A 5,446-nucleotide genomic window follows, 5' to 3' on the forward strand; every position below is an offset into this window, starting at 1 on the left:
GGGTGCTGCCGCGCAGCGGGCGATCAGCCGATTGCCGGTTCTGCGTGACCGTCGCCCCGGCGCCCAGCTGGGGATAGAGATCGGCCCGCGCCTGGCGCAGTAGTGCCGCGGCCTTGTCGTGCCGGGCAACGGCAGCGGCAAGCGAGGGATTGCCGGCGTTGAGCTGATCTTCCAACCCGTTGAGCACGGGATCGCCGAACACGGTCCACCAGGCGGCGGGTGGCGTGGCCGCATCGCCGCTGGCCGGCACCCACGGCCCGGTGCCGGAAAAGGCGGCAGGCAGGCTGACCTGCGGCGGTTTATAGGCCGGGGCGCTGGCGCACCCGGCCAGGGCCATGGCCAGGGCAGCGCCCAGCCCCAGCCGCAGCTTGGCAAGACGCTCAGGCATGCTGGCCGCCCCCACCGTTTGCACCGGCATGGGCGACATGCACCGCTTCGCCGTTGGCGATCGAATCCGGCGGGTTGTCGATGATCTTGGTCCCGGCGGACAGGCCACTGACCACTTCCACCGTCTTGCCCAGATCGCGGCCGAGCGTGATCGACAGCAGCCGCACCCGGCCATCGCTGCCCACCGTGGCCACCTGGGTGCCGGCAGAGCGGAACAGCAGCGCGCTAGACGGGATCATGACCGCCCCTGCGCTGCCCGGCACCTTGAACGCCACCTGGGCAAAGCCGCCTGCGCGCAGCGCGTGGGCGGTATTGTCGGCCAGCAACTGCACTTGCAAGGCGCCGTTCTGCGGATTGATCGCATCCGACGTGCCGACAACCTTGGCGGCAAACGTCTGGCCCGGCAGATCGGGCACGGTCAGGGTCGCTTCCACGCCCGGTTTCATCGCGGCGGCATAGGTCTGCGGCACGCCCACGTAGATGCGGATGCGGCTGACGTCGGCCACGGTAAACATCGGCTGCTGGTTGGTGGCACCAGGCCCCACCAGATCGCCGATGTCGGCAGTGCGTTGGGTCACCACGCCGGCAAAGGGCGCGCGCACCGTGGCATAGCCCTTCATCGCCAGAAGCCGGGCAAGATCTGCCTCGGCCCCGCGCACGGTGGCAACCTGAACCGCCAGGTTGCCGTTGCGCTCGTCGGCTTCCTGCTGCGAAACCGAATGGTCGGTCAACAGGTCGTTCCAGCGCGCTGCCGTGCTGCGCGCCAAGCCCGCGCTGGCCTTGGCCTTGGCCAGCGCAGCGCGGGCGGCCGCGATCTGCTGGTCAAGCTCGGGCGTCTCGATCTGCGCCAGGGGGGTGCCCTGGCCCACGGTGGCGCCGATGTCGCGCGTCCAGGCCTGCATGTAGCCAGGCACGCGGGCAAAGATATGCGCGGTGTTCCACGCCGCCATGGTGCCAGGCAGGCTGAGCGCGCCGCTGGCTGCGGCCGGCGTCACGTCCACCAGGTGAACGGTGGGAATGGCCTGCGCCTCGCTCCAGTTGCGGGTGTCTAGTGCCTCGCCATGGCGGCTGTAGATGCCCACGCCCACGATGACGGCGGCCACCACGCCAGCAACGATGCCGGCGGTCTTGAGCCCGCGCGGCGCGCGCGCTGGGGCGTCTTCCTGGCCCACGACCAGGCTGGTTTCATTCTGCATGGACAAGGTCTCCCTTGATGAAAGTGGGATCATCGGACGGCGGCGGGGTGGGCTGCGACGTGGCGCCGCCCCGGCGTTCCTTGCGATGGACGATGGAGAAGACCACGGGCACGAACACCAGCGTGGCAATGGTGGCGCAGATCAGGCCGCCGATCACGGCGCGGCCGAGCGGGGCGTTCTGTTCGCCCCCCTCGCCCAGGCCGAGCGCCATCGGCGCCATGCCGATGATCATGGCCAGCGCCGTCATCAGCACCGGGCGGAAGCGGGTGGAACCGGCTTCGATCGCGGCCAGGGTGGCATTGCCCAGCACGGCCAGGCGTTCGCGGGCAAAGCTGACCACCAGCACCGAGTTGGCCGTGGCCACGCCCATGCACATGATCGCCCCGGTCAAGGCCGGCACCGATAGCGGCGTGTGCGTGGCAAACAGCGTCCAGGCAATCCCGGCAAGCGCAGCCGGCAGGGCCGAAACGATCACCGCCGGATCGATCCAGCTCTGGAAGTTGACCACGATCAGCAGGTAGATCAGCACGATCGCGCCAACCAGACCCAGGACCAGCCCGGTGAAGGCCGCGTTCATGGTTTCCACCTGGCCCCGGATCTTTACGGTCGAACCCTTGGGCAGGCTGGCGGCCGTATCGTTCAGGATCTTCTGCACGTCGCCCGCCACGGCGCCCAGATCGCGCCCTTGGGTGGTGGCATAGACGTCGAACGCCGGCTGCACCGCATAGTGCGAAATCAGCGCCGCCGTTGGCTCCCGCGTCATGGTGCCCAGGGCACCCAGCAGCTGGACCGAACCGGGCCGGGCCGAACTGACCGGGATGTTGTCGAGCGCGCCGATGCTGTCGGTGCGGTATTGCGGGGTCTGCACCACGATCGGATAGGACACGCCGTTTTTGGGATTGAGCCAGAACGTGGGCGCCACCTGCGCACTGCCGGCAAGATTGACCGAAAGGCTCTTGGTCACGTCGTTTTCGGTCACGCCAAGCCGATCGGCTTGGGCACGATCGATGTCAAAGCGCAGTTCCGGGGCGTTGGTCGCCTGCTGCATGCGCACGTCGGCGATCCCGGCAACATGGTTGATGCGGCCGGCCAGCATCCGCGCATAATCGGCGTTGGCCTTGGTATCCGGCCCGGTCACCATGACGTCGATCGGAGCGGGCGCACCGAAGTTGAGAATCTGGCTGATGATGTCGGCCGGCAGGAACGAGAACGTGGTGCCGGGGAACAAATGCGGCAGATGCTCACGCAAGGCGCGGACATAGCCGTCGGTCGGGTGATGATCTTCGGCCAGGGTCACCAGGATGTCACCATCCTGTGCACCGATGCCGCCGCTGTTGGCATAGGCGGTATTGATGCCCGAAGACGACATGCCGATGTTGTCGACGATCGACACCAGCTCATCGCGAGGCACCGTGGCGCGGATCTGGTCTTCCACCTTGTCGAACAGGGCGGCGGTTTCTTCCAGGCGCGTGCCGACCGGCGCGCGCACATGCAGGCTGATCTGGCCGGAATCGACACTGGGGAAGAAGTTGCGCCCCAGGAACGGCACCAGCACCAACGAGGCCAGCACCACGATCATGAACCCGGGCACAAACCGCCGGCGGCTTTCGAGCGCGGCGCGCAGCACGTCAACGTACCAGGCGCGGATCGCCTCGAATCGCGTTTCAAAGCCATGCTGGAACCGGCGCAGCGGGTGCATGCCCGGCTTCTGCCCGGTCATGGCATCATGGCTGACCATGATATCCACGGCATGCTCAGAACCATGCGCGCGCAGCAGGAAGTTGCTCATGGTCGGCACCAGCGTGCGCGAGAGCACGAAGCTGGCGATCATCGCAAAGACCACCGACTTGGCCATCGGGGCAAACAGGAAGCCGGCCACGCCGGGCAGGAAGAACATCGGCAAGAAGGCGATGCAGATGCACAGCAGCGAGACGAAGGCCGGGCGCACGATCTGCTCGGCCCCGTCCATGATCGCCTCGGCCACGCCCTTGCCCTGTTCGAGGTGCCAATTGATGTTTTCGATGGTGACGGTGGCATCGTCCACGAGGATGCCCACGGCCAGCGCCAGGCCACCCAGCGTCATGATGTTGAGCGTTTCACCGGTCACCGCCAGGCCCGCCACGGCGGCCAGGATCGCCAGCGGGATCGAGGTGGCGATGATCACGGTTGACCGCCACGAGCCCAGGAACAGCAGGATCATCAGGCTGGTCAGGGCCGCCGCCAGCACGCCTTCGCGCACCACGCCCGAAACCGCCGCCTTCACGAACAGCGACTGGTCAGACAGCAGCTGAACCTTGAGACTGTCGGGCAGCGTTTCCTTGAGCTTGGGGAGCAGCGCCTTGACGTCGTTGACGATATCGACGGTCGAGGCCGAGCCGGACTTGAGAATCGTCATCAACACCGCGCGCCCGCCATCGACGCGCACTTCGTTCACCTGCGGCGGCGAACCATCGTGCACATGCGCAACGTCACCGATCGTCACTGTCGTGCCATCGACCGTGCGGATCGGCAGCGCGTTGAGCTGGTCGATTACCTGCGGGCTGTTGTTGAGGCGGATGGAATATTCGAACTCGCCGATCTTGGTGGTGCCGGCGGGCACGATCTGGTTCTGCGCGGCGAGCGCGGCGCCGACGTCTGCGGCAGAGAGATTGTGCTGCAACAGCGCGGCGGGATCGAGGTCGATCTGGATCTGGCGTTCGCGGCCGCCATAGGGCGATGGCACGGCCGCGCCCTGCACCGTGGCCAGGCGCGGGCGAATGCCGTTCTGCCCCAAGTCATAGATCGCCTGTTCGGAAAGCTTGCCCGAAGACAGCGCCATCTGCAGGATCGGCACCGTGGCCGCACTGTAGTTGAGGATCAGCGGCGGCGTGATGCCGGGCGGCATCTGCTTGAGCACGGTTTGCGACACCGAGGTGACCTGCGCGGTCGCCGTGCGGATATCGACGCCGGGACGGAAGAAAATCTTGACCACACCCACGCCGTTCATCGACTGGCTTTCGATATGATCGATATCGTTGACCGTCGAGGTGAGCGAGCGTTCGTAATAATAGACCACCCGGCCGGCCATGTCCTCGGGCGGCAGCCCGCGATATTGCCACACTGCGGCAATCACCGGGATGCGGATATCGGGGAAGATGTCGGTGGGGGTGCGAAGCCAGGCGATCGAACCCGAAAGCACGATCAGGATGGCCAGGACGACGAAGGTATATGGCTTGCTGAGCGCAAGCTTGACCAATTGCAGCATGGCGTTCCCAATGGGTTTGGCCCGCCCGCACCGCCTTCGCACGCGCGAAGCCAGGCGCAGGCAGGCGCCAGAAACGTGGGACGCCGCCAATGGTGCGGCGCCAACCGCCGGCTCCATTGAACCGAGCGGCAGCGCGTTGCCAATGAAATGAATTTCACATTGCCGGAACGTGCCCGGCGCGGATGCGTGCGGCCAGCCCCGGACGCGCGCGATCGGCACGCGCCGGCGCCAGTTCGAGCGCAAACTGGTGCAGGTGGGCAACCGCTGCCACCACGCTCAGGCCCAGGCCCGAACCTGGCACGGCAGGCGATGCCGCGCCGCGATCGAACCGGCGCACCACCGCGTCGACCTGTTCGGCCGGAATCCCCTCGCCTTCGTCCACCACGGCGATCACGGCCTGACCGCCCTCGCGCGTGACAGTGACCATGACGGTGCCGCCCGGCGGGCTGAACTTAATGGCGTTGTCCACCAGGTTGCTCAGCGCCTCGACCATCAGTTGCGCATCACACACCAGCGTGACCGGCGCGAGGCTGCCTGCCAGCAGCGCCACCTCGCGCTCCTCGGCAAGGGGGGCATAGAGATCGATCACCACCGCCACGAGTTCATCGATGCGGGTGGC

The 5,446-nt window shown here is 66.9% G+C and carries 3 protein-coding genes and 1 pseudogene; all 4 read right to left on the reverse strand.

Annotated features, from left to right (window positions below):
* Positions 1–388, reverse strand: a pseudogene (locus H926_RS35115) (TolC family protein); the annotation flags it as partial.
* On the reverse strand, positions 381–1,583 hold the full coding sequence (locus H926_RS0120780; protein ID WP_022677974.1) for an efflux RND transporter periplasmic adaptor subunit: 1,203 nt from the start codon (positions 1,581–1,583) through the stop codon (positions 381–383). The pseudogene H926_RS35115 and the gene H926_RS0120780, both read right to left, overlap by 8 nt.
* The gene (locus H926_RS29470) at positions 1,573–4,827 is read right to left on the reverse strand and encodes an efflux RND transporter permease subunit (protein WP_022677975.1); all 3,255 of its coding nucleotides are present in this window, start codon (positions 4,825–4,827) and stop codon (positions 1,573–1,575) included. The genes H926_RS0120780 and H926_RS29470 overlap by 11 nt, the downstream gene beginning before the upstream one ends.
* Before the next feature lie 154 nt (positions 4,828–4,981).
* A partial coding sequence (locus H926_RS31180) for a sensor histidine kinase KdpD (protein WP_192816571.1) occupies positions 4,982–5,446 on the reverse strand: 465 nt, incomplete at its 5' end.

The organism is Novosphingobium sp. B-7 (genome assembly GCF_000410615.1).
GTDB lineage: Bacteria > Pseudomonadota > Alphaproteobacteria > Sphingomonadales > Sphingomonadaceae > Novosphingobium > Novosphingobium capsulatum.